The organism is Bacteroides sp. 1_1_30 (genome assembly GCF_020982715.1).
Lineage (GTDB): Bacteria > Bacteroidota > Bacteroidia > Bacteroidales > Bacteroidaceae > Bacteroides > Bacteroides xylanisolvens.
Genome location: NZ_JAJKHN010000063.1, coordinates 12,750 through 39,278, shown reverse-complemented (window position 1 = coordinate 39,278; position 26,529 = coordinate 12,750). Strand labels below are relative to the sequence as shown.

The 26,529-nt window shown below is 43.2% G+C and carries 18 protein-coding genes; 7 read left to right on the top strand and 11 right to left on the bottom strand.

The window, feature by feature from the left end:
- Positions 1-1,002 precede the first annotated feature (1,002 nt).
- From LPH68_RS17890 to LPH68_RS17875, 4 genes are all read right to left on the bottom strand, one after another.
- Positions 1,003-1,194, bottom strand: a complete 192-nt coding sequence (locus LPH68_RS17890; RefSeq protein WP_230297042.1) for a hypothetical protein — start codon at positions 1,192-1,194, stop codon at positions 1,003-1,005.
- A gap of 369 nt (positions 1,195-1,563) precedes the next feature.
- Positions 1,564-2,127, bottom strand: coding sequence for a 6-carboxytetrahydropterin synthase (locus LPH68_RS17885; RefSeq protein WP_048698796.1), 564 nt, complete (start codon positions 2,125-2,127; stop codon positions 1,564-1,566).
- Positions 2,128-2,574: 447 nt separating this feature from the next.
- Complete coding sequence (locus LPH68_RS17880; protein WP_048698901.1) at positions 2,575-3,492, bottom strand: DMT family transporter; 918 nt, start codon at positions 3,490-3,492, stop codon at positions 2,575-2,577.
- Between the two features lie 581 nt (positions 3,493-4,073).
- Positions 4,074-4,961, bottom strand: a complete 888-nt coding sequence (locus LPH68_RS17875; RefSeq protein WP_048698794.1) for an AraC family transcriptional regulator — start codon at positions 4,959-4,961, stop codon at positions 4,074-4,076.
- Positions 4,962-5,341: 380 nt separating this feature from the next.
- Here LPH68_RS17875 and LPH68_RS17870 point away from each other — a divergent pair, with 380 nt between their 5' ends.
- The 7 genes from LPH68_RS17870 to LPH68_RS17840 all read left to right on the top strand — a co-directional run bounded on the left by LPH68_RS17870 (position 5,342) and on the right by LPH68_RS17840 (position 12,271).
- On the top strand, positions 5,342-5,977 hold the full coding sequence (locus tag LPH68_RS17870) for a hydrolase (protein ID WP_048698792.1): 636 nt from the start codon (positions 5,342-5,344) through the stop codon (positions 5,975-5,977).
- A gap of 97 nt (positions 5,978-6,074) precedes the next feature.
- Positions 6,075-6,647 carry a YceI family protein gene (locus tag LPH68_RS17865; protein ID WP_048698789.1) on the top strand — a complete coding sequence of 191 codons (573 nt, stop codon included), beginning with the start codon at positions 6,075-6,077 and terminating at the stop codon, positions 6,645-6,647.
- A 163-nt stretch (positions 6,648-6,810) separates the two neighbouring features.
- Positions 6,811-7,674, top strand: coding sequence for a pirin family protein (locus LPH68_RS17860; RefSeq protein ID WP_048698786.1), 864 nt, complete (start codon positions 6,811-6,813; stop codon positions 7,672-7,674).
- 310 nt (positions 7,675-7,984) lie between these two features.
- Positions 7,985-8,272: a hypothetical protein gene (locus LPH68_RS17855; RefSeq protein ID WP_230297041.1), complete on the top strand. Its 288-nt coding sequence runs from the start codon at positions 7,985-7,987 to the stop codon at positions 8,270-8,272.
- 72 nt (positions 8,273-8,344) lie between these two features.
- Positions 8,345-10,681, top strand: coding sequence for a TonB-dependent receptor domain-containing protein (locus tag LPH68_RS17850; protein ID WP_048698783.1), 2,337 nt, complete (start codon positions 8,345-8,347; stop codon positions 10,679-10,681).
- A 44-nt stretch (positions 10,682-10,725) separates the two neighbouring features.
- A complete protein-coding gene (locus tag LPH68_RS17845; protein ID WP_048698781.1) occupies positions 10,726-11,742 on the top strand; it encodes a hypothetical protein in 1,017 nt (338 codons plus the stop codon).
- 76 nt (positions 11,743-11,818) lie between these two features.
- Positions 11,819-12,271 carry a copper resistance protein NlpE gene (locus LPH68_RS17840; protein ID WP_048698778.1) on the top strand — a complete coding sequence of 151 codons (453 nt, stop codon included), beginning with the start codon at positions 11,819-11,821 and terminating at the stop codon, positions 12,269-12,271.
- 1,272 nt (positions 12,272-13,543) lie between these two features.
- Here LPH68_RS17840 and LPH68_RS17835 read toward each other — a convergent pair.
- The 7 genes from LPH68_RS17835 to LPH68_RS17805 form a co-directional block, all read right to left on the bottom strand.
- Positions 13,544-14,620, bottom strand: a complete 1,077-nt coding sequence (locus tag LPH68_RS17835; RefSeq protein ID WP_080979952.1) for a BACON domain-containing protein — start codon at positions 14,618-14,620, stop codon at positions 13,544-13,546.
- Between the two features lie 14 nt (positions 14,621-14,634).
- Positions 14,635-15,903 carry a DUF4302 domain-containing protein gene (locus tag LPH68_RS17830; RefSeq protein ID WP_161800202.1) on the bottom strand — a complete coding sequence of 423 codons (1,269 nt, stop codon included), beginning with the start codon at positions 15,901-15,903 and terminating at the stop codon, positions 14,635-14,637.
- Between the two features lie 4 nt (positions 15,904-15,907).
- Positions 15,908-16,957 (bottom strand): putative zinc-binding metallopeptidase, encoded by a 1,050-nt coding sequence (locus tag LPH68_RS17825; RefSeq protein ID WP_065421932.1) that lies wholly within the window; start codon positions 16,955-16,957, stop codon positions 15,908-15,910.
- Positions 16,958-16,986: 29 nt separating this feature from the next.
- Positions 16,987-18,528, bottom strand: coding sequence for a RagB/SusD family nutrient uptake outer membrane protein (locus tag LPH68_RS17820; protein ID WP_048698768.1), 1,542 nt, complete (start codon positions 18,526-18,528; stop codon positions 16,987-16,989).
- Positions 18,529-18,569: 41 nt separating this feature from the next.
- Positions 18,570-21,908 (bottom strand): SusC/RagA family TonB-linked outer membrane protein, encoded by a 3,339-nt coding sequence (locus LPH68_RS17815; RefSeq protein WP_117697298.1) that lies wholly within the window; start codon positions 21,906-21,908, stop codon positions 18,570-18,572.
- A gap of 513 nt (positions 21,909-22,421) precedes the next feature.
- Positions 22,422-25,073 carry a fimbrillin family protein gene (locus LPH68_RS17810; RefSeq protein WP_053088293.1) on the bottom strand — a complete coding sequence of 884 codons (2,652 nt, stop codon included), beginning with the start codon at positions 25,071-25,073 and terminating at the stop codon, positions 22,422-22,424.
- Positions 25,074-25,329: 256 nt separating this feature from the next.
- Positions 25,330-26,475 (bottom strand): fimbrillin family protein, encoded by a 1,146-nt coding sequence (locus LPH68_RS17805; RefSeq protein WP_048698762.1) that lies wholly within the window; start codon positions 26,473-26,475, stop codon positions 25,330-25,332.
- Positions 26,476-26,529 lie beyond the last annotated feature (54 nt).

Below are 26,529 nucleotides of genomic sequence, written 5' to 3'. Positions count from 1 at the left end.
TAAATATAGATTGTAAACCTGTTCCGTCATATAATAAAAATTGATATAAAGTGACTTTGATTATACTCAGAAAAAGAATATGAAACTATTATGTATGAATGGGCATTTATCCGATTCGAATGATCAAATGAAGTCAGACTTTGGATTTGATTATTACCGGCTTGATAACAATAAATCATCACGTACTCTTTTCATGAAAGTTTCTATAAATGGATGCAAAAAAGGCGGAACGAGTAAGAGTAATAATCAGAAAATCAAAATCTTAATAAAAAATAATAGTCAAACAACTCGGGTTCAGTTCTCCTGTCCATTTTACGACATACTGCAAGAGATTATTAGGAATACTTTCCTGCCAGTTGGGAAGGGGGGAAACGAGGTTGTATCAGCATTTTTAACACACTCCCATACATTGAATTATAATTATACTTTTTTGATATATTCAACGAAATGTTTTAATAAATATATGTTTGTCGGAATGTTTATAAAACAGCGGTGATGAATTGGTAATCATATAATTTTCAGCAAATTTGTGTTGCTGTGCCACCAAATAATTCTTTTGATCATAAAGATAATTTTTTTTAATGTCTAACATCTGATCAAAACATTACCGAATCTTCTCGTAAACGTACAGGATCAGACCATAAATATACCAACGGAATCTAGGACAGTAGTAGAGTTATTGACTGGACCAGTCAAGATGCTTGTCGAATAACTTCATCATAACTCCCACAATAATCATGGACATAAGAGTCTCTGTATCAACGACCTGCCATTGCCATGTACCAAAATAGAAATACCCACAAACTACCGCTATGACAATTAGGGTGATATCAACTATAATTTTGGCTTTAGCAAACGAAATATTGGTAGCCTTACCAACCGCTACTACACCTAGCATAGTGCCTGAGCCGCATCGTATCTCTAAAGAGATGCCTACGGTAAACAGCACACACACCGTTAATTGTACCACCACTTTCCATAATATAGTGTTACATACTACAATTAATGTAAGACACATATTAGTCTAATTAGGATAACGAATACAAAACCAATAATAAATTGGAAAAGTTGCATCCGTGGGAAATCTCGGCGGAGAATGAGTCTCTGAAGCCCAATGAAAAGCATGTTCATTATGTAAGTATATTCTCCAATCGTAAATTGAGGAGTCATGCCATCTTCTCCAGCCAGTGTCATGACAAATGGGATGGTAGCAATCACACTGCTACCAAGATTTGACCGTACGCAAAGTGCTACTACATGTCATTATGAACAATGACACGACGAGCAATAAGTGTTGCCATAAAAACGAGATGATTCTTTCTTTCATAAAAAGACAAAATTTAACTGCATAATATATTAATTATAAGAGTTTTATAAAATTCTTTGATTTAGATATAACAAAATATTGAAAAATATAAAACCTTCTGACACCCATTATCTAATACTATATAATATTCTACTCAATTTTACTATTTCGCTATGTCTTTATTTTATGTTCATGGATATGGCAAGAGAAACAAGCAACACAGTCCAAATGATGTTGGACTGTGTTATCGGATATAATTATTTCCTGTATCCACATTTAGGACATACACCTTCCTCATTCAACGTAATACCACAAAGTGGACAACGCTGAATCTTATTTTTTGTAACGAATTCAGCAGAACCTGCATTTACTCCACTGGTGAACGTGATTTTGGCTATGTTCAGTTTATCTTTAAGAAGAGCGTATACAATCTTTATCATACCCTCCACAGTCATGGTCTCTTTTGTTACCACAAGACGCGCATCCGGGTATGCTGTGGCCAGTTCGGTTTTGAAAGCTTCACCTTTCATTGTGTTTTGAGGATGTCCATTCTTGATACCCTGTTTTTCATATACCCCAAGAATTGCGGGTAAAAGCGGATCGTCCTCCCTGAGGATTAGAGCATGGTCAAAGTTTTTTAGAACATTCCATGCTGTTTTCTGGATTTCATTACAGGGATATACCATATTTACTCCTATATTTATAGTGTCCTCCACTTCAATAGTCAGAACACCTGTATGCCCATGAAGATACTGGGCTTCTCCTCGAAAACCATAAAATCTGTGTGCATACTGTAGATCAAATGTTGCTATACTTCTCATATCAATCTTGGTTATTGGTTACTATTGCCACTGCTAGAAAAACTATGAAGTTCGTTGTAGTAAACTTTTATTTTATACTTTCCTGAACTGGAAAGACTAGATTCTATCATAACTTGATTCATAAGCTTTTAGATACTAAGAACTTTAATATCTTCCTAATATATTAATTATTATGTGCAAAGTTCGGAAATAATGATTATTATTCCATATTCCAAATATAATTATATTTGGTAAATTACGACACAAGCTATACATCTTTATTCCCTTATTTGACCTTTAACAAATGATTGTCAATCTATCCAAACATGTGGTTATCTATTGTTTCATTCAGGAATAAGCAAAAAGGAGCACTTGCTTGATAGAAATAAAACGAAAAATATTGTTTAAATTTCAATTTTATCACCAATTGTAGCCTGCATATGATTATAATAATAAAAAGAACAGAATTTAATCCGGTTGCTTTTTTAAAGCAGTACTTTCTTGGAGGTGGCGGGAGTTTCTGGTAACCAGATATATGCCCGAGAGAACCAATACGATTCCGCCCACTGCGACAGGAGTCACTTCCTCATGTAGAAATACAGACGCCCCGACCGTTGTGGCAAGAGGATTCAGATAAAGATAGTTGGATGCCTGTATCGTTCCCAGTTGTTTTACGACAATATTCCACAACAGATAACAGGCAGACGAAGCTATGACACCTAAAAAAAGGAGATTGCTCCACACTTCACTGTCCAACAATACAGCAGGCTCTGCCAGTGAGGGCAGAAAAAGGAGGGTGGGCAGAATTGTTATTATGCCATAGAAAAATATTTTTCTGGTGATAAAAGCCGGGGAATATTTTCGGATGAGATCCTGAATGACAAGACTATAAAACGCCCATGACAAGGAAGCCAAAAAGGTCAGTAAATCTCCCAAAAGTGATATCCGGAGAATGAAAGTTCCGTTGAATATCAGCAAGCCCACACCCAACAAAGCGACAACAGATCCGCATATAAAGCCTCTTGAGACCTTTTCCATCCGCACGGACACGGTCAAAACAGCTGTCAATAACGGGGCCGTGCATATGATGAAAGAAACATTTGACGCCTGTGTCAACCCTAGCGCCATGTTCTGTAAAAAGAAAAACAGGGAACCACCCAATACTCCGCCGCCCATCAGGCATAGCTCATCTTTCAGATTACGGGCAAAAAGACAGTGAGAAGAGATAGGACAAACCACAATATAAGCCAGCAGAAAACGGAAGAAGAAAATCTCCTGGGGAGACAGACCGTGAACTATTAGCACTTTGGTAGAAATAAAAGTCATTCCCCATACTGCGACGACCATAATAGCGGTCAGATGATAAAATATATGTTTCATTACAATTATTACAATTAAAATATCTTTAATTTTGATATGTGCTTTTTGCTTACAAATAATATTAATATTCCTCGGATGGATATCTAGGAACGGACTTCCATCCATCTCGATCTGTATGACAACAGGCTTTTTCAATCCACACCGGTTCAAGGCATAAGTCTGAATGGATATAATTAATACTTCCATATAGTTTACCGAATACAAAAAGCAAACAGATTTTAATATATCCACATTAAAGCGGTGTGAAAATAATAAAATAATGAAAGGCAAACACAGATGGGGACAGGTATTTTCAAAATATGTCTCAAATATAGTAGATATTGTCTACTTTAATAGAATTGAGATATACATAACCTATCGAAACTTATAATGGAAAGTTTGATTGTATCCCCAAAAGGCAAATTATCGGTAATTATAAGCATCTGACTCCTTTTCATAACTATAGTTGGTGAATCTGCCATACCTTATCCAATTCCCTACCAACAGATTCCGATCAGTATCCATAAAAAAACAGAGGAGATCCTTCATGTGGAAGGGTAGTCCGGTTTTAGTAGTAAACTTTTACGTATGTTATACAGCATTCATTTTTACAAGTTGTGGAGTTTTTTATATCCGTCACGAAAGTTTGCGGGGGATGTCCCTGACTCCTTCTTGAAGAACTTCCCGAAAGATGACTGGTCCGAAAACCCTAATTGTTCCGCAATCTCCTTTACTGTCAGATCCGTAAAAATCAACAAACGTCTGGCATCCCTATATAGTACTTCCTTTATATAGTCATTCACAGTTTTTCCAGAAACCTGGCGTATCATCCTTGACAGATAGGTACGGGAGACATTCAGAGAGGTAGCGTAGAACAGAAGCTCATGCTCTTTCCGGTAATTTTCAGCCAGTAATTTTCTAAAAAGACGGAATATCGTATCGGCACGGCTGACCCGACCGGCAGAATGCACGTTCCGGATATGGAAGATTTCTGTTATTTGCAATAACAAGAAGTTTCCCAAAGAACGGGTCATTTCCACAGGATGGTCAGAAGTGAGGTAGTGGAATGTCAGTTCCAATGTCTTGCGTATATATCCGGCATCGCTGTCCTCCAGCCGTAAGATATATGTCGTATAGCTGCTGTTATAAAGCTGCTTGTATACATAGTTCCCTACGGAAAGGGAGTCGAAAAAGAAAGGATCCATGCACAGGCCACATGAACCGAAATCAAAACTTTTTTTTACTAATTCCAGGGACATTCCTGGAGCGACAAGAAGCATGTCCCCCTTTCCTACAACATGGGAATGACAGTCAACTACAAATTCTGCTGTCCCGCCTTCCACCAATATATAAAAGAAAGCACCGGCACGAAGCATCTTATTACTGTACTTGTCAAAAAAGAATTCAATATTCAGGATATAGACCCCTTTATCGTATGTGGTGACCGTCTGCATTTCCTGCACCAGAGCCGACAATGTTTCTTTAGCATGATCCATAAGCACAAACTATTTCTATATTTTTCTAAAGTAACCATTTCATCCGTAAACTTGGATAAAAGCCTGATATCCAATGAGCGGATATGAAAACATCAGCAAGATACAAAGAAAGGATCAGATATACAAGAAAAGCCAAACTATAAATAATATATTGTGTGGTGTTGGAAAATGATGGCATCGGCATTCATTAGAAAAGAAGCTGGTATAAAAGCTAGTCATCTTGTTATATCGCACCACGAAAAGTGTTGTAATTGACTAAGTTTTGTTCTTTTAAGAACAGATAAATTAGGTATAAGCTTACTACCTTTGCAATCAATAAACCAAGATGGGGAGTATGCAGACCTCCATTAAAAATTATTTAACTATAAAAACATAAAGTAATGAGTAGTATCAAACCTATTAGAGATCCCAAGACGGATCATTTGCTGACACCGGAAAACTCCGCATTGTTAATCATCGATTATCAGCCTATACAGGTTCATTCCATCACTTCCATGGACAGAAGGGAGCTGGTGGAAAATATATCCAATATCTGTCGTGTGGCCAAAGGATTCAATGTCCCTGTTATATTGACTACGGTGAATGTTGCCACCGGCCTTAACCAGCCTACCATCCCCCAAATAAAAAAGGCTCTTCCAGGGCAACCTGAAATTGACAGGACTTCTGTCAATTCATGGGAGGACAAGGAGTTCCAGGAAGCAGTCAAGGCACTCGGCAGAAAGAAGCTTGTGGTTTGTGCGCTATGGACAGAGGTCTGTCTCTGTTTTCCAGCCTTGGATCTTTTGAAAGAGGGCTATGAGGTATATACTATTGTTGACGCTGTCGGCGGAACATCCAGACTGGCTCATGAAACAGCCCTCAGACGGATGGAGCAGGCTGGAGTTCAGCTGACTTCCGTAACCCAGTATATCTGTGAACTGCAAAGGGACTGGAACCGCAAAGAAACCGTTCCTGTTTTCTTCCAGGGGCTGTTGGATAACGGATCGTTTTTTGTGGAAACACTCAAAGAAAAATAGTATAACAGACAGAAAAGTGTCCGGTTATAAAAGAATGAAGACGGATGTTATCCTTTGTATAAAAGAATAACATCCGCTTTCCTGAAATATCCAGTTTATGAAAAATATTTTATTGTTCCTATTGTTTATGACAGCCACTAGTATCAATGCGCAGACAGTTATGTGGACTGACGATCCCGAACATACCCGTATCGGTTTTGAAGTGAAGCATGCGGGGCTCTCCTTTGTCAGCGGATATTTCTCAGACTTTGACATTACCGTAAGGCAGGAGAATGGTGATTGCACGAATACGGATATCCGGGTGGAAGTCCGGACGGCAAGTGTGAGCACAGGAGTGGAAGCCAGGAATAAACATCTGCGTTCATCCGATTTTTTTGATGTGGAGAGATTCCCCATAATGGTGTTTAAAAGTACGGGAATGAAGAGGATGAATGCAGATAGAGGCGAAATATATGGAGAACTCACTCTCCACGGAATCACCCAAAAGGTACGGTTTGATGTGATGTTTATGGGCAGAAAGGAAAGTCCGGTGTCCGGTAAAGATACGGCAGGTTTTCGTCTCCAGAGTGTGATCAGATGCTCGGATTTCCAATTAGCCTCCAAATATATTCCGTCTATGATCTCGGATAACGTACGGATTGTCGTGGACTGTGAATTCTCACCAGTGTAGGAAGAATGGGACATATAGTCAAAAAAACGGCACCATTATTAAAAATAATCAACAGCACCAGCTAAATTACATATTCCGGAGCCAATTTCTCTTATAGATAATTATATTTTACAACCCATTCTTCCATAGATTGAAAAATAATTAATATTAAAATAACAGTAATATGAAAAAAAGAAAAGTGACACAGATTGTGAGAGGACGAAACACTGTTGACGGGGCAGGTGTGCATCTGCGCCGAATATTAGGAGAGCAGACGGTTCATGATTTTGACCCGTTTCTGATGCTTGACGGTTTTGACTCCACCAATCCTCAGGATTATATAAAGGGATTTCCCTGGCATCCGCATCGCGGAATAGAAACCGTAACCTATCTTGTCAGTGGAACAATGAAACATGAGGACAGCCTGGGAAACAAGGGGGTGATCCAGTCCATGGGATGCCAGTGGATGACAGCCGGTTCAGGAATACTCCATCAGGAGATGCCGCAGCCATCGGAAAGGATGCTCGGATGTCAGCTATGGGTCAATTTGCCCGCAGCAAAAAAAATGGTTCCGCCGGCATACAGGGACATTAGCCCGGATGACATTCCGGTAGTGATGTCCGACAAGGCAACAGTCCGGATTTTATCAGGCAGTCATCGGGGGGTACGGGGAGCCTTGGACGGCTCGTATGTTCAGATAACATATTTGGATGTAACTTTACCTGCTGACGCCTCATGGAAGTATGGCGAGACCCCTGACGATGATACCCTGTTTCTCTATTTGCTGGAAGGTACGCTTTTCCCCGAAGTGGAACAGCCGTTGGCGGAGAGTAAGGGATGTGCCATATTGTATTCTGTTCCCACTCCCGGGGAAGATACGGATAGGCCGGTGGAGGTGAAAGCCGGACCGGAAGGTGCACGTTTCCTTCTGTTGTCAGCTCCTCCCCTGAAAGAACCGGTTGTCTGGGGAGGTCCCATAGTGATGAACAGCCGGGAGGAACTGGAGGAATCCTTTAAAGAATTGAGAAACGGGACATTCATCAAATAAACAGTTCTATTTTACCGAGACAACCGCCTCTCCGATGGATACGGGTATGAAATGGTAGACTCATGACGGCCGTGGTTATATTCCATGCCGTTATCGGTCATGTTAAAAATCTATATTTCCACTGTTATTCGGATTCCGCCCGTCTTTTTAAATTGTTTCATAGCGGGCGGTCCAATGTTCCGTTTGACAGATCCTTGGGAAATAACCATTTATAGGTATTGCATGAATTTGCAGAATCCATTATTTTTGCGGTGTGGATAGAATAACAAAACATAGAACAGCCATAGCATATCTACTGTTGCTGAGCGTGATGCCTTTCTTTTTTGTGAAAGCCTTTCATGTTCATGAGGAGTCTGTTGCCCACCATGGGCAACAGACTCCTCATCATGATTCAGCAGACAAATGTGCTATCTGTCTTTTCACTTTATCCTCATTTACCGAAGCGGAGAGTTTGGAATACAACCATACACTGACTGTAAAGCCTGTCGAATATCTCTTTCTGGAGGAGCAGGACGTCACTGCCACTGTTCTCCTTTTGTCTCTTCGCGCTCCTCCTGTCCGGATGTCATATTCTCCATGGATTACATGCATTATGTGATGACATGTAAAGGGCTATTATGCCTATTGATTATCCTGAACAATTTATAATTCGATGACGCTTTTATAAAATATGACATTTCATGCATATTCCCGATATGTGTGTCTGTTCCTTACCTGTCTGTATATGGTATATTCTGCACATATGCATGCACAGGAATACCGGCAGCGATCAGACACAACCAGGACCCTGCTGATTATAGACGGGGAAACCGGAAACCCTATTGAAGGAGCCGGTGTATTAGCCGGCGGGCAGGTGCTTGTCAGCTTATCCGAAGGAACGGTAACTATTCCTTCAAGGAATTCCGCGGATACAGTCCTTGTACAGAGTCTGGGGTATAAATCTCAATATATATCCTTGAAGGATGTGTTTAAAAGAAAGAACACCTATACGATACGTCTTTCTCCGGAAATGACGACATTGGGGGAAGTCATCATTACCGGTGAACGTTCCGGAATAACCCGAAATGCAGTGAGCGAGCAAATCCCATCCCCTGCAATCAATCATGCGTTGGGGACCTCCCTGAGTGCCCTGCTCGAACAGGTCAGTGGTGTAAGCTCCATCAGTACGGGAACGGCAATAGCCAAACCCGTCATCCAGGGGATGTATGGCAACCGGATACTGATCATCAACAATGGCACCCGCCAGACAGGGCAACAATGGGGGGCCGATCATGCTCCGGAAGTGGATATGAACGGTAGCAATTCTATCCAGGTGGTGAAAGGTTCCGATGCGGTACGGTATGGTTCAGAGGCCTTGGGGGGAATCATAGTCATGGAACAGGCCTCCCTGCCTTTCCGTGAAACGTCCTTAAAAGGAAAGGGTTCCATGCTTTATGGTAGCAATGGACACCGTTACGTCTTTACCGGACAGATAGAAGGCGCCTTCCCTTTTCTCCGTGACATTGCCTGGCGTGTACAGGGAACCTACTCGAATTCAGGTGACCGATCCACCGCGAACTATCTTCTTAACAACACCGGAATCAGGGAACTGCATACCTCCGCCTCACTCGGCTATGATCGTGGCCGTTTAAGAATAGAAGGTTTCTACAGCCGCTTTTATAACCGCACGGGGGTAATGCTCAGTGCCCAGATGGGGAGTGAGGATCTGCTGGCGGAACGTATCCGGCTGGGACGTCCCCTGCATACGGACCCCTTCGACCGAAGTATCACATATCCATATCAGGAGGTTACCCATCAGACAGCCGTTGGCAAAATAAAAATCAGCATGGAGAATGCTGGAAATCTTTATTGGCAGAGTTCCTGGCAGAAAGACGACCGACAGGAAAACCGTATCCGCCGCCTAGGCTCCGAAATCCCGGCTGTTTCCCTGCACCTGCATTCTTTTCAAAATTCCCTCCGGTGGAAGTTGAATTATAATTCATGGCAAACGGAGGTTGGGGGACAAATCATGTTCATAGACAATCACAGCCGGGCAGGGACAGGCGTCGTCCCCGTCATTCCCAACTACACGGAGACACAGGCAGGAATATATGGCATTGGAAAGTATAATTACAGCAAGGGAGGAGTTGAAGCAGGCGTCCGCTTTGACGGACAGGAAACCCGTGCCAGCGGTTATGACTGGACTGGAAATCCCTATGGGGGAACAAGGAAGTTCAATAACATATCATACAGTCTGGGAGCCCATCACCTTTTTTCTGGACACTGGAAACTTACCACCAATTTCGGGATGGCCTGGAGAGCTCCCCACGTGTATGAGCTGTATAGCAATGGGAATGAGCTCGGATCAGGAATGTTTGTTAGGGGGGATTCAGCCATGCGTTCCGAGAGAAGCTACAAATGGATATCTTCTGTCAGTTATAGCGGCAAGGTGTTCAGTGCCCGTGTGGACGGTTATCTGCAATGGATAAGTGGCTATATCTATGATGAGCCGAAGAAAGAGACTGTCACGGTCATTTCAGGAGCATATCCCGTATTTCAATACAGGCAGACCCCAGCCTTCTTCCGCGGAATGGACTTTGACTTTCACTTCACGCCGGCAGGTTCATGGGATTACCATCTGACCGCATCCTTTATACGGGCAAACGAACGGACAACAGGAAATTATCTTCCCTATATCCCCCCCTTCCGTCTCAACCATGAGCTTTCATGGAACCACAAAACCCGGTCGCATTTCCGGTTGCGTCTAGGCATACGGCACCGTTTCGTGGCAAAACAGACCCGGTTTGACCCGGATATGGATCTTATCCCGTACACTCCTCCGGCATACCATCTTTTTGGAGCCGATGTGGATCTGGAATGTTCCGTAAGATGCGGACACATACTACGGTTCATGATATCGGCAGACAACATTCTGAACAAGGAATATAAAGAATACACCAACCGTTCGCGTTACTATGCACACGATATGGGGCGCGATGTACGTTGTAGTGTGAACTGGAGTTTTTGATTTATAACGAACCATAATACTAACCATTATTAATCACAAGTAAAATGAGAACAAGTTTATGTAAAATCGCATTAATGCTCCTGATGGGGACATCTCTTGCCCTGTTGTTTGATTCATGCAGTAAAGATCCTGTAACTCCTGAAAACGAGACACAAAACAAATTGCATGAGGACCCATCAAAAATGACTGTTTGCCTGGTAGAATGCCACCTGCATGCAGACTGGAATGAAATACAGAAAGTCGGTGGCCCTCATCAGAATCCGGAATCTCCAGCCAGACACATGAAACGTATTCAAGAAATAACCTACGAACTGAAGACCGGGCAGGGATGGACACTCGCCGAAGGCAGTCAGAGCAGGTTCTACGTGCAGAAAAACGGAGAATTCACTACGGGGGGCAAGTTTACTCCGGCCCCCGTTTATCTGATGTTCATCTATTACTACAACGCTAAAGGGGAGTTGATGAACAACCAGTTTGTAGAAAACGGACAGGATAATATCCACCAGCATTTCTTCACACCGGAAAATGTCAGGCCGACCTTTGACGGACAGGCGGAGGCTGATGACAATGATGCGCGGACGCTGGTGGATTATCTCTATGTGGACACCACCCCCTGGAATAAGACCAAACATGGCAAGGAGGCTGAGATAACGGGGAGCGGCAACCCGATAGGGCTGAAAGGGGTCATCCGTTTTTTGAAGGACCGTAAGGAGTTCGACCTGAAAATCCGCCTTTATCACGGTTACAAATCCAAGACCAATCCTGAGACAGGAACTTTTGACCCGTTCTACAAGCCTTCCGGAATATTGATCCAGCGCGGCACATGGGATATCAACCTGAGCATTCCGGTAGTGGTGTTCTGGAATCGCGATGAGTATGTTGACGTGGAAGAGGACACCAACGTCAACCAAATCGAAGAGGATGGTCTTGATGAAAAAAGCAACCGTACCGTGCATTCCATCATGAAAACCTTCAATCTTACATGGGAAGAGGCGCTTGAGGAATTCATTACTTATACCTATAAGGCAGGAGATACTGAAGGAGGGGCTATCTGGCTATAGGTCTCCTGTAAGAATTATAATCACAACAGATTGATTTATAGATTTATAATATTTAATTTATTAAACATTTGGAATTATGAGATTTAACAGATTCAATCTTTTATTGGTAGCAACAGCTATAATAATGGCAATGTCAGGCTGTGCCGGATCACAGAAAAAAAACACACAGTTAGAAAAAGAAAGCGCCACTATGGGTGCCGATACAGCCAACACCGGAAGTGGAAATTATTATGGAATCTACGAGGGCACACTGCCCTGCGCCGATTGCGGTGGTATCAGGACAACACTGAAAATCAACAGTGATACAACTTACGAACTGCGAAGTGAATATTTGGGAAAGAAGGACGGCATCTTTGAAGAAAGCGGCATTTATAACATCGTGAGTGAAAATATCATAGAACTGGTAACTCCTTCTTCCGGGGAGAAGACGTTCTATAAAATTCTCGATGGTGCAGTCGCATTGTCTGACAGTCTGGGGACGCTCAACAGCGGTGAATTGGCTGAACATTATATCTTGAAAAAACAATAAGGGGTGCTGCATCATCCGGATCTGATGATGAAGAATCGGCCGCATATACTGCCCAAACCGGTTCTTCATCTTTTTTTAATTCAGTTTTTACAAGTCAAGATAGAGCACGACTCCTGAAAAACAGTACATCACAAACGGGTGCATATCACTGCACTCTTAGGGATACCGGACTAAAAAACAAGCATGTGGGATATATTAATCTGTTCTATGAAACGATATTATAGGTCAGTTCTCATCAGATGTCGGGTATCGGAATATAATCGTCTGTACATATGCCCTTCCCTGTTTTATCATATGGCTTTTGATATATAAAAGAAGGATAAAACGCTCCCATACTTTTATAAAAGAAACAAACGGACCCTTTAGGACCCGTTTGTAGTGTTAGCATACAAATGAACGGAACATGTTTTGTCTCGCGACAAAAACATTCGCAATCAGTCAGAAATGAATGTCCGATGAACATCAGATCACTAATGTTAAAACTTAAAGAAAATAAAGGGGAAGTCCATGCATAAGGGGTGTATACAAGACTTTCCCAGATATTCCCGCAGTCTTCAAATATTGCCTAAAACAGTGGATTGGGGATTCTTGTTTCACAACAAAGTTCTTGATAAATTTATTCCATCCTAATATTTGAAAAACTGTTCAACTATTTGACTGGTACAAAGATAATACAAATAAAAACAGTTGGTGTTTGATTTTGTTGCTTTTGTCTGAAAACAAAAATAAAATGTCTGTTATTTATAATAAACAATGAATAAAAATTATTTCATCGGAATTCTACTCTTAATTTCATAATGTGTATTATAACACTTCAACACAATCCCTGATGTATATCAGTACCTTGAATCGTATTGGAAAATATAAATTCACACAAAGAATGCGTTATCATTTCTATCCATTATCAACATGTTAGTACAGTTTTTGGAAACGTTCAATAGGACTCTGACAACAGTTACAAAATATGTATATGATCCTATTTCTCACTACTCTCCAGTGTAATCATTTGTTGTCGGGCCTGTTCTAAAGATATATAGGGAGGCTGACGTTACAGAGAAAATCCAATAAGAATAAATTTATCCACAGCCTTGTTTCCATTTCGATACCTGTCATATTATTTTCACCGAAAAAGACCGGGTATGCTATGAAATATTGCAAATATTCCCCTGATTTGAGTTTCAAGTTAAACACATCGCAAGTATTTAATAATTTCAACAAAACAGGTGGAACAGATCTTGCGAAAAAGGCTGTTCCACCCAAATACATAAGGCTCTATTGGTTCTTCTTAATGAATTTCATATTGATCAGCCGACTTTCCCCACCGGAAGTATATTCGTTCTTCCCCCATAAAATGAACCCTCTGGTTATGACAGGATTACCGGCACTATCTTGCCATGTATTATCAATCACCCCATCAGGAATCATGGCGAATTCAATATTCTTTTTGTCGCCATTCCACCTGCTCTTCACACCGAATCTGCTATCAGGCCACAACTGTCCTGTACCTTGTCCTTCCCACGCAGCCAACCATACATCCTGATTGTCCGCTTTGTGAAGTTGCTGCGATTTGATGGCTATTCCTGGTTGTCCGGAATCAAACAGGACAGTAATGTCAAAAGCCAGCCCTTTAAGAACAAAAGTTCTTCCTGCCTCCTTTTCAACCAATTTCACATCTGTTCTGAGTTTCTCAGAACCAACCCATCTGGTATATTCCAATGTATAGTTTCCAGGAATCAATTCGTAAGAAAGAGGTGGTGCCACCTGTCTGAACACCACTTCTTTATTATAATAAGTACCGGCTGTGATATTTACCGTACAGGAACGTGTATCATCGTATATTCCCAGTGCGGCTGATTTAAAATAAATAGAATCACCCTTGATTTCATAAGAGAGCCATGAAGGGTCAACACCCGTTATTTTATATTCCTGATCTGTTTTCCATAAAAAGCCCTTGCTTCCCCCATGCTCTTGAAAATCATATGAATAAACATCTACAATGGATATGATACCCAGCTGTGTTATCGGAACCTGCTGAATTTCATCTCCATAAGTCAGCAGAACCATTGTCGTCCTTGACTCATAACCGGGATTGGCTGAAGCTGTCAGGCGCACCTGGGAACCCGACACCTCAGACGTCAGCCAGGTATCTTTGGAATGTGCCTCCACTCCATCCACATTGGTCTGTATCACAACACTCCCCCCTGTATAATCTATATCCGTATCGGTCCGTACGACCTGAAAGTACTGATTATCTTCTGTTTCAGTTCCTTTATCCGAACATGAAAAAAGAAAAAACAATCCGATCATGCATAGGCTGAATAATGGCAAACTATGTCTCTTTTCTTTCATTGCATTTCCTCCTATTACTTTTTGGTCAGTTTTAAATTTTGAAAACGGGAGTCACCGTATTCCTTGTATTCTCCGCCTGCCGTATTCCACAGTATAAAAGCGTCGGCATAGATTCTTTTGCCCTCGACAAACCATTCATATCCGTTGTCCACCAGCTCAAGGACAAAGTTCTCATCATCCCCGTTCCAGCGGGTAATGAGACCATAACCAGTGCTCCACGTCAGATTTCCCAGCTGCGAGCACCATATGGCCAACCGTATATCCGGAGAGATTTTCAACTGTTGGCTGTTCAGTTCCAACGCTCCCTTCTTGGAATTATAAGTAAGCCTTACATCAAAAGGAAGCCCTTTCATCAGAATACCTCCATTGGGTTGTTTGCTGATAGAAACATCCGTTTTCTTACCGGTATAAGACAATGCATATTCACCCAAAAACTGTTCTTCCCTCAAGCCCAAAGGATCGGCAATCAATTCCAGTCGCGTGGTTCCATCAGGACTGGAAAATGTCTTTTCATCAGCATTCCATACAAGCTTCTCCACTCTCTGTCCGTCAAGTTCTATTGGCGCATACAGTCTGACTCCCTTGTCGGTAAACATAAAGGAAAATTTTGTCTGCTTGTCTCCTTGGGTAAGCATGAAATATTGGGAAGTTATCACATCACCCGTGACAGGCTTACCTGCAAAGGTCCCTTTCAATCCGCTGACTGCGGCAATATTCTGGTAACTCATTCGATTCTCCTTGGCTTTCTGCAGATATACCTCTGCCGGTTCCTTCAAGGCATACATATGTATGGCAGAACCATGCTTTTTCCCATACATTAAAATTTCGGATTCCGTGGTCGAATGTAAAATAAACTCATAGTCTCCCAGAAGTCCTTTTCCCTGCCCGTCACCGTCACTGATATCTGAGTCAGAGAAATAATGGAAGAGCTCATTATAGGTATCAAAATTCAAGGTTGCCCCCATATCCTTCTTCAAGGAATAAAGACTTGTCACCGACTTGCCCACATCATCCGACAAACTGGAAAGAAAAGTGGCATACCCGTCCCGTGAGAAAGAGACGGCCAGGGCATAACCGCCAAAAGCCTGATTGGTGCCTCCGGGAAAATATTCCATAGCCCAGCCATATTGAGGGGAAGAGAGCAATTCTCTATATTTCAAGATCTCATTTTCTATACGCTGTGACGCAGAACTGTCGAAATAGTCATCAATTTCAGTTTTGCAAGACACGAAAGCGCATATACCCAACAGCAGAAAAAGCTGCATATACAATCTATTTTTCATGGTCTTATTTGTTGTCATATTGTAAAATATTAATCAAATTAGCATTATGGATATGACAGTGGTCTGGATGCTGGTCCATCTCCTCCAAGGCATGTGCCCATTGTCCGCGCAACTGTTCTTCCAGCAGTTGGAATGCAGCCTTGGTTGTAGCTCGGCTGTTTGCAGGAACCGGGAGCCATTCGGGTTCCAACAGTTCCATCTGTATCACTTCATTCATCCTGCGGCGCACTACCGCTTTCAGCCGGTCCATATCAATTTTCCAAACCTCAAGCATATACTGCTTCATTATGCCTACTTTCTGGTTCAGTTTGGCACGTCCCTGTTCACCGGCCGCTTCGAATACGGCATTCCACTCCTCATCTGTAAAGGTCACATAACAACATGTGACTTCGGTTATATCCTCTACGGGCATGCTGCCGGCATAATCCGTAATGAATCCAAGACTGGCATAGTCTGCAAGTTCATGCCTGTTGTGCCATCCTGAAGGACGGTAGTCCTCGGCACTGATCAGATTGTATTCCTGCGGATAATTGATATCCTGTTGTAATATATGGGTGAATTCGTGATGCATGGTCTTAAAAAACCATTTGTTCATATTCTCGATATCTTTGGGATTAAGCCAGTTTGTCATGTAAAGAGTTATCTTGAGCCCGCCTTCGGCCGTACCGAGCGTAATCGTTCCGTCTCCATTCCATGCAGCCGACCCCACTATATGCAGAATGGCCGGAGCATGTTTTCTCATAAAGTCTATACCTGCCACCTCCACATAGGCTTCCAGCCAAACATGCTTTATGATTTTCGCAAGCCTCATGCTTTGCAGAAGATCTGCCGGTGCCAGATTCTTGGAGAAGTCAGATTCAATATCTTCCAAACGATATTTATAATCAATATTGTAAGTTTCCACATAGTTCGTAGTCAACCATTTGTCAAATTCACTTTTAGGTTCAGAGGAAGTGTTGAAAATGCTCTTGGAACGGTCCAAATCCTCTTCATCGCATGAGAAAAGCAACATTGCAATTGCGATGCCCATCAGAATGTATATCAACTTATTCATAATTCATTCTTTTATATTGTTACAAAACCTTATCGTGGATTGGCAGGTAATCCTGCCGCGGTCACCGCTTGCGGTAACTGTATCACCCTCCTGAGATCTCCGGCAGGTAATACAACCGGCTCTTTCTCCTCCACATTATGTATCACTTCTATGCCGAAGCGGCGTATATCCAACCATCTCAAACCGCTGAATACTGTTTCAATACGCCGTGCGTGCAATACAGCCTGGAGCATTTTTTCTTGCACTCCATCTTCAACGGGGAATGTTGCATTGAACGGCTTTACCAACAAGAGCCACGGACTCAGCTCCCCCTTGGCAAGAGCCTGTTTGTCGGCCGCTTCTCTGGCCGTATAGTAATCAACAATTTCGGAGGATGTTGCCCCCTTCCCGCCTTTCTTGACATACCAGAAAGAGAGATCCCGCGCCGCATCATTGTAACGCTTCAACATGGCGTTGGCCTCGGCCCGGCATAACAACGTTTCATCCACAGTAAATACCATCTGTACTACGTGGGGCTGGCCGGTCTGTGCTGTCTCGTTCGTCACCTCGAATATCTCATTATACTTTGGCTGTGACTTGACAGGATATCCTGAAGAATGAAAGAGCAGGTCGAAATCCGGCAAGGCTTTACCCCATGGACCACTCGAACGGTAAATCAACAGATTCACTATATTATCGGAATTGCCGTACCGTTGGGATGTATAGTTTCTTCCCCACATGGACCGCAACGCCACCAAAAGTAAGTTGGCAGGCTCATCCTTGCTGATAAACCTGTCGCGCCATTCACTGGATTGTGTCAATACTGTATAACTTTTTAAATTTCGCAGAGAAGATGAAGGATCTTCATCAATAGCTTCTTCCGCATATACCAATGCCTGTTCATACTTGCCATAAAACAGATAAAAACGACAGGCAAGGGCCGCTGCGGCCCTTTTGTTGAAATGATAGAGAGGGACAGCATAAGAGTTGTCATTAATCAAGGGAAAGCCTTCTTCTATATCACGGGCAATCTTTTCATATACGGAAGCGACCGTCCCCCTGTCATATAGCTTTCCGATAACCGTCTCCGGTTCTTCCACATAAGGAATTCCCATATCAGATATCGCGGAACTTTCACGATACGGCTGGCAGAAAGTGTTGACCAACAAGAAATGGGCATAAGCCCTGCATAAAAGGGCCTCTCCCCTTTGCGGATCATTTCCGGAGCCAGAACCAAGTGCCCTGATAGCGTCCAAAGCCTGGTTGGCTGCTGCAATCGCACCGTAACAACTGTTCCACAATGCTTCGGGAGCATCCCAGTCCGTCTCACTGATGTCTTCCCAAAAATAATTCTCGACAATCATACGCGCCGGATCTCCAAACCGGCGTCCGTTATCCATCACATTATCCGTACGGTGTTCATAAATCATCATCGGATCAACATTGGGATAGGCCGATACTAAAAGCTCATTGATCTTCTGATTACTGTTGATCTCGGCCCGTTTATCCGGCATCTTGTCCAGAAAATCGTCACAGGAAGTTGTGACACACAATGCAGCGAGCATACAAACTGTATGATATACTTTTCTCATTTGAAAATCGATTTTAAATCAATACTTAATTATCTTATGTTTTAGAATCCCAAACGCAATGTACAGGTAAACTGCTTGGGGACAGGGGCCGATACTCCTCCCGAACGGAAAAATTCAGGATCCTGGCCGTTAAGCTTCCTATCCGAATAAATCAGGAACAGATTGGTAGCCTGAACCTTTATGGAAGCGGACTTCAACAATTTCCCCTCAAGCAAAGAGCCCGGCAGGGAGTAGGTCAGAGAGATTTCCTTCATCCTGACAAATCCGCCATCGGCAACACGGGCCGTCGAATAGTTGTAGGCATTGTATCCTAAATTCAAATTGGAATATAGTTGGTGATGCCTGCGGGCAGAGATGACAGGAATATCCGTCCTCTTCTCATCACCGGGAACCCTCCAACGGTTTTTAAAATCTTTGGGGGTGGCGTCAAGATCATTGTATGTACTCCTAAAGACAGGATCCAACCGTACTTTATTTCCTGCAGAGTAGGTGACAAAGATATTCAATTTCCAATTCTTATAAGAAAAAACATTCCCTAAACTTCCCGTAATGGTAGGATCCGTAGGACCTTCATACTTAAGGAAATCCAAATGTTCCCTCTCTTGGAAATTCAACGCGCCATAATTGTTCTTGTTTACCAGTACTCTCCGGTTGTCCTTGTCGGAAATTTCAAACATGGGAAAGCCCTGTTCATCCAGCCCCACAAACGGAATGGAAAACAATCCCCTGTGCGGATACCCCTCCCGTGTGAATCCGCTTCCTGAAACGAGAGCGAACATGTAGGAGCGGGTATTGAGTTCCGTCACCTCCGTCCTGCTCAAACCGAAAATCAGATCGGTACTCCATCCGAAATCCTTGTTTTTTATATTCTTGGTAGAAAGGGTAAATTCAAAACCGTGTGATTTCATGGAAGCAACATTCCCCATACGGTTGACCTGTCCTCCTGCACCTTGTGTACTGGTCCAGCCTATAAGGTCAAAATTGTTTCTCTTATACCAGTCGGCCGCCAGATTTATACGGTTATCCAGAAATCCCATATCAACGCCTATGTTCAACTCATGTTTCTTTTCATAGGTAAGGGATGAATTTTCCAAGTCGGATATTCTCAAACCGGACTCCGCCACACCGGCAGAAGGACGCCATGGATTGTAACTGTTGATGACGACGCGTGAGTTTGTCACCCAGGTAGGACCAGCATCTGCCGTAAGCGAGTAAGAGGCTTTCAAGGTCAAAAAAGAAAAAGCAGGCTGGAGTTTCTTGAAAAACTCTTCCTCGTGCATGTTCCAGGCTACCGCCACATTCCATGTGGGCAACCAGCGTGCAGAACGGGCCTTACCCAGACGGTTGCTGCCTTCATAACGCAACGTACCGGTCAGCGTATACCTTCTCTTGTACGAATAGGTTCCTGTAGCAAAAAATGCGATCTGGCGGTTGAGCGTGTTGCTCACGCCATAATAATTCGTATTACGTTCCCGCATTCTTTTAAAGGCCAGATAATCGAAAAATGGAAGTTCACCGTTGTCATACTGCATTCCCCAGCCTTCGGACCAGTCACTGCTACGCTCCTGGGAGTTCACTTCAGCTCCCGCATAGGAGTTCAGAATATGGGTTTCATTAAACTCCCGGTTATAGGTAGCCGCCAGACGGAAGTCATAACTGAGCATTTTATACTCGTTCTTATTGTAAAATCCTCCTTTAGGAAGAACACTCTGTGGCAAGGTGTTAGGTTTCTCCGGATCTTTGTAAAGCCATGAGTTGGCATTGATAATGGTGGCATCCCCCATGGCGCGGTATGCAAGAGCCTGATTGGACATATCCTTTATCTGGTGGTTCTGAGACACAGAGGAATACTTCAATGCACCAAGAAAACTGAGTTGGATTCCTGCCTTGTGCTTCCACTTGAATTCTCCCTGGAATTTTAAATCAACGATATTCAAGGAAATATTATTGTTCTCCAGTTCATTGAAGATATTAAAGTCCGCATAATTGCGCATATAGTTAAGTCTGGGATCCAATGTGCGGGAGGTGTTCAAGGCATATGAATAAGGATTGATGTCAAAAGAACGGGACACCTCACCGGAAACGGCGTCACTGCTCTGTCCCAATGTCCCCGGAGCCTGCTGCCTGCGGTAGGAGGCATTGGCGATCCCAGTGAATGAAAATTGCTTTGTGATGTTATAGGTATTGTTCAGATTCGCTGTGTACCGTGACACCTTGCTCTGTTTCATCCAGCCCGGATCACTCATCACACTCAATGAGATATAGGATGAGGATTTTTCGCTTCCTGTGGCCATGCTGACGGAATGGTTCATCATCAGTGAATTGCTGAAAAGCAGGTCAAACCAGTCCGTATTCCTGAACTCGGCCTGCCGCAAATAGGCCGCTCTCGCTTCCTGAGTGTTGGGAAGTCCGAACTGCCCTGTCACCGGATTGTAAAAGTGGGTAAGCTGGTACATCTTTCCATATACTCCACTGTTGCTGGCCCTGGATATGGATGCAAAATTCAGCCATCCTTTCTCCTGAAGTTCCTGATAGATGCCCATCTGGTCCTGGGAGTTCATGATGTTGAAGGTCTGGTAGTTGGGCTTCAGCCGGGTTGTGAATTCTCCGGTGTAGGAAAAACTGCTGCTTCCCTGTTTGCCCTTCTTGGTCGTGATCACAATCACTCCGGCCATGGCCTTGGCCCCATAAATGGATGTGGCGGATCCGTCTTTCAGAATCTGGAAGCTTTCTATGTCATCGGGGTTCAGCCCTGCTATGGCCGAACTGATCAGGGTAACGGCATCACCGGAAGAAAGATCATCCGCACCGATATCAACCACATTATCCTGAATGACACCATCTACCACCCATAACGGTTTGGAATTCCCATAAATGGAAGTAGCTCCACGCACACGGATTTTGGGTGCTGTACCAAAGGTGCCCGAAATATTCTGGATGGACACACCGGCAGAACGCCCCTCCAGCCCCCTGCTTATGTCGGCCATACCGTCGATTTTGACATCTGAAGCGGAGAGTTTATCTGCCGCACCGGTAAATAACCGTTTGTCTGTAGCAACCATACCGGTGACCACCACTTCCTCAAGCATCTCAGAACTCGCGCGCAAGATGACCTTCACTGTCGGTGCAACCCTTGTCTCTGTGCTTTGCATACCGACAAAGGAAACCACCAACAATGCATTTTGTGGTGCCGAAATTTTAAACTTCCCGTCAACGTCTGTGATGGTCCCTCTTGATTTTTCTCCCTTGACTTGGATAGTAGCCCCGATAACGGGCTCATCCTGCTCGTCAACTACAATTCCCGTCACCTTTATTTGGGAGAAAGCCCCTCCTATCCCCAAAAAAAGGAAGGAAACAAACAAGATTAGTTTTTGTTTCATAAGTATTAATGTTTAAGTGAGTAATATGATACAAATAAATGTATCGGAACTGTAAATGTCAACAGAGGATTAGTGATACAGTCCGGCATACAAACCAGTTTTCAGAAAAAATCGATAGTTTTCATATACTTAAGAAATATTGATTTAAAATTTAATAACTGGTACAATTATAATAAATAAAATTTTAAAAAGATATGGTAATAAAGGGAATGCATGTGTTTTGTCCTAAATACAAAACATATTGTCTGTTATAATAAAAGATAGCTAACTCTCAATGAATCAGTTGCCTTATATTTTATTAAAAAGAGTATCCCAAACTACCAGACAGCCAGAAACAGGTTGAGACCCTGCCAGCCAGATAGAGACCCTTCAGGAACTATTGATGGAATATCAAAACAGGGTAGCCGTGGTCAAAACCGTTATTAAAAAGGCCAAGGTACTGGGGCAATGGTCACTTTCCGCTAGGAAAACTTCAGGATTGCCATCTCACAGTTTCCCAATGTGAACACCCGATTATTCTTCGGCGGGACGGACCGCGAATCCAATTGCCCAGAAATAGTCGGCACTCGACGGATCCATAAACGAACTCTGAAAAACCATCCCCAACGCGTCTCCATTGTGTCCATCATACACTGAGGACCAAGAAGTACCTTTGCCCCTGGTATAATACACTTTACCATTGGCTTGACTACGCCACCCGGATGCCGGAAAGAAAATATTTTTACTTTTTGTGATATCAGTATAGAATTTATATCCTCTGTTTAACACCCAGATCCCGTTAATCTCAGATTTGGAAGAAACCTTCTGGCCTGTTGTGGTAAATCCGGAAAAGGTATTACCGGCAGGAAGCGTAAAACCCACGGGACAAGGATCATAAACGGTTTTGACAACTTCGTTATCACCAGCCACATATTCATTATTATTAGCACTCCACAAGTTGTAATAATAAGAATTAGAACCGTCAGGATTTAATATAACATCAGGCTTGAGAATGAAATTCCTGATACGGTCAGGGCCTTCAAATCGAGTTCTATCTATCATAGGGTTTGCTGTGGAAGAAATGCCATCCTTATTATACCAAGTTTTATTGTTGGTGCTTGATCCGGATGAAGGCAGAAAAGGATCCTTGCGTCCCCACTGATAGTAGGGGTTCTCACCGGCAGTCGCGACGATAGAATTTGCAGTCTGTCTGATGATCATCTCTGTGCTCCGGTCACCAGCAATGATTTTTACCTTGCAACTGCGTTCCGGAAATTCGGTTGTATTACCATCACACCAGCCGAGATTGACGGACATGAGTTTATAACGCTCATTCTGGTGATTGGTTATCTCGATAGTCTTACCGATCTCCTCGTCGGTAACCCAGATATGCCAGGACCAGAGGATATTGTCATTTCCATCCTTGATGGCCACGATAGCATTCCCCTGCCTGATATGATTCTTGTCCACTTTGAAGGATATACGACCACCATTGGCCCCGCTGACATATTGGATGTCCGTAATAAGGGACATGGCATCTTGCCAAACCAACTCGGCTCTGGAAGGAGCGCAATCAGCATTTTTACTTATCCAGGGATCAGTTATCCCATTGCCGGTATGATTGACAAACCTCTTCAGGATAGTGGTTCCTGTAGCAGTGGAAGTATACGCGGCAGTATTTATGGTGCTGTTTTTTATGGCATTACCATATACCAATGGGAATGAATAGAAGCCGGGAGCGCTGACGACATAGCAGTTAGCAGTGTTCTGTACTTCTATTTGCCCTCTACTGTTTGAAAGGTTATACGGTGTTGTACTGGTACCCTTTTCAGTTGCATTCATCAAAGCGATAGTATGAGAATTATATTCCGTACCGGACTGCGCGCTGACTGTCGCATTGTATGATCGTGCCGATATGCCGCCCGGGCCGAATTCGGTAAAATTGGTGAGCCAGACCGGTTTTGTACTCGTCCATGTTATTCCGTTATCTATGGAATATTGCGTACTCCATGGAACCGCCTGTTGAACTCCCCCGGAGTTTTGTCTATAACTGGTTATTTGGTATGGTTTTGTCCCACCCTTGTAGGTGAAATCCGCAGGGCTGGAGACAGTAAGCACATAGGACCAGTTGATGGAGCTGGTGGAGACCTTATAGGTGACGGTCTTGCCCATAGGCCATACTGTCCCTTTTATATCAGCGGTGAGAATATGTTCCGTATTGGAATTGTCAATGAACAGAATTTCAATCTGTGCGCCATCGGGAAGGGTCTGGGGAACCATCATGAAAGTCTGTGCATCGGTAACAAGAGCCTCGTTGGCACTCCCCGTAATGATTTTATTCAGTGATTGTGAGAATGTGGCCGGGGTATTCAGGGAACTCCATGTTTTTAAGCCCATATTATAACTTCCCGTGGAATAGACATTTTTCAGTGTGACGCTCTTTACGGTCCCCTCCTGCATATTATTACCACAAACGAACTTGACTGCCGTCAGAGCGTGATTGAAAGTAAGCGGCACGGCGGTGTTGCTGTTACCATTGAACTCTTCCGTCCTTGCAACGAGAAGATCTTCCTGATCATTGACATCATTGGGGATAACAACTCTGATGACTGGAGAGCCGGGGTGTGTATTGCCGGAAAGTACGTAGTTTTCATTGTTTTTTGGAGCATAGGCGAAGAACTTCATCTTGTATGAAGAGCCGGGCCAATAATAAGTAAAAGGAAGAGAATACTCGCTGCCAGATTTGCTGGCAGTTATATTGTAGAAGTAGTCGGGAGTCTTGCTTTCGTCCCAGGAATCGGTATAGGAGTAGGCGGAAACGCCGAAACTGTCGTACATGTTATCATTCTTTATGGGAGTGGCACGGGTAAGTACGGCCGTGTCACGGCGGCTGTCCGGGGAGGGGAAAGTAATACTATCGGTGTACAACGTGTGCAGGTAAAGAGGTGCACCGCCGCCCTGTAAGGCCATGACAGTATCTCGCAGAGCATCAGTTCCGCTGACGGAGCGGGTGGATGGATTCTTGGAAGAACACACCTCGGAGGTGAAAGATATACGTGAGGAGGATCGCTCCGCCATGTCGTCCTCACAGGAGGACAGACAGAAACATCCGGAAACAATTGCCAAAAACAGAAACCACGAAAAGGCATCTGTGTTAGAGAGTGATGTAAAATGGAAATATTTCATATATACTATTTTAATGAATTGATTGTCACACCGATAATAAGAATCATACCACCGTTAATAAAGTATTCCTTTTCACAGATCCCCCCAAACGCATGGAATACCTTTTGTTAAGTGCCCGGAAAGGAACAGACAGGGTGAGAAGTAGAGTTCGCCCCTGTCCCCGGCATGGGGCAATGCCGGTCCAATCCTGTCCGGGCGGAAATTTGCTAAATTACAGCAAGTAATAAAAACAAAACAATTCAAACTTATTAAGAATTTACATGTTGATATTAACAGGTTGTTCGGTCCATTCATCAACTGAGACACTGAACTTAATGGGTTTGCCCAAAACCGGATCACCACCGTTACCTCCAGGTATCGGAGTGGGATCAACGTTCGGATCACTAGGATTAGCCGGATCTGTTGGTAGCGGATCAATCTCACCAGCACCACCGTCATTATCACAGAAATTCAACATATAGGTGTATTTCTTACCGGGTTCCCAATTAGTGTCAATTCCCACGGCGGAGAATGCATATTTGCCGGTCTTGTCATCATTATCTGTTGGTTGTGGATATAGTAGGGTGGCATTCCCATTATCCAAACTGTAAATACGACAAAGTACAGACAAGTAGACGCCGGTTGTTGCGGTATTACCGTTCCACTTTTCTAACTTCTGGGGGATAAGCATGAAATTTCCCTTGTTGAACATCAAGGATTTAGCCTCATTATCCAAGGTTACAATATTTTCCCCTCTGATCACATAAGCCTTTGATGGATCATCTTTTTCCATCCAGCCAGACCATGCACTTTGCTGCAAGGCATAACCGATATTCGTTTCCACTTCCGGAAAAGTAAAGTCAGCCTTTGATGCGGCATTTACCAATTTAACACCAAGAACCTCAATCTTAACCTTGTCATTGGAACACTTGGCTTTAACCTCTATTTGAGAAAGGGCATGCTTGAAGTTCATGGAAACACCATTAGCTTCATTGCGAGATTTGGTACCTGTGTTGTAAGAAATGATAAGATCCTTTTGGTCTAGAACACTCTGAGCAGGAGAGAAACCGGTTATCTTCTTTTCCGCACTACTTATTTCTACATTACCACCAGGGTTTTGAGGAGCGTAGGCGAAGAAGGCAAGTTCATAACCCGGCCAGTAGTAAGTGGAAGCAGTATTCCAATTGTTGCCGTTATCATTAGAAGTGACGGCCAGATTCGTGAAATAATTGACACCATTGCCAATGGCCGTCACATTGAACGCTGCCAGATTTTGCAGGTTTGTCACGTTGGCACGTGTAAGTGCCTTGTCCAAAGAGGTACGGAAAGAGATGCCCTTACCCTGGTTTACATCAACCACATCGTCGTTGGAGCAGGAGGCCAAGGCTGCTATAGCAACAGCCGCAAGTAAAATTTTTTTCATACACAATTAATTTAATTAATAATCACTATCTATTCATATTGCAAATATGCAGTA